The sequence below is a fragment of the Enterobacter sp. Lyrl_3 genome (assembly GCF_051948675.1).
Classification (GTDB): Bacteria; Pseudomonadota; Gammaproteobacteria; order Enterobacterales; family Enterobacteriaceae; genus Enterobacter; species Enterobacter cloacae.
In genome coordinates, this window is sequence record NZ_JAYJLI010000060.1 from 1 (window position 1) to 807 (window position 807).

Genomic DNA, 807 nt, shown 5'->3' on the forward strand with positions numbered 1-807 from the left:
GCATCCTGACAAAACCCAGCTGGGAAGAACCCAAAAGGGCTTTGACTGGATGGGGCTCTGGTTTACCGACAAGGGCATCACTGTCTTTGCCCCCAGAGCCACCGAAAAACACCGTCTGAAATGTCGCCAGCTTTATGAGCACATCCGGTACCTGAGCCCTGAAGCGCAGGCCGCGCGGATGGCGAATTATGTCAGACGGTGGGGAGCCTCCCTGCTCCCCTCTGACACGTTGACCTGTCAGGCAATCGTGAACTCCATGGTCCAGGTGTCCTTGACGTCCGTGTTGTCTGGTATACCATCATAATCCGGGGCGCTACCATCGGGTTTCATCGGTGTTGCGCCGTTGGTGAATGCCACCCCGAACGTTGCGTAATTTGCGGCGGTTTCCGATGGCTCGCCTTCTTTAACCGCGAAGGTATTTGTCCACACCCCATCAGCCGTGTATGAATCGTATTTTGCGTACGCGACCCCGCTTCGGTTGTACGCCCAATAACCGAGGCATGCTACACCCGTGCCGCAGTCCTGGTTCCGTATTCCCGCGAACGCGCTGCCCGCAAATCGAGTCGGGATCGGGGTATCTGCTGTCGCGAGGGTGTTGCGGTTGTTGCCCGGGCTGGTTACCGTGAACTTATCCGAGATGTCTACGCCTTCTGCTGTGTATAAGTGGGAAGCGGTGAGATAAGCCCCCATCTGTAACATTGCGCTGCCGACGGGTACGCCGAAACTAGCATTGTTATATATACTTGGTTTCCATGAGTTCACCCCTGGCGACGTGTGTCTGAAAGTTTGCACAATCCCCGTGAACGC

Annotated in this window: 1 protein-coding gene; it reads right to left on the reverse strand. The window is 56.1% G+C overall.

Going from position 1 to position 807, the window contains the following annotated elements:
• Nucleotides 1-237: 237 nt before the first annotated feature.
• Nucleotides 238-807 (reverse strand): hypothetical protein (locus tag VF709_RS24880; protein ID WP_440232477.1); only part of this gene is annotated, 570 nt, incomplete at its 5' end.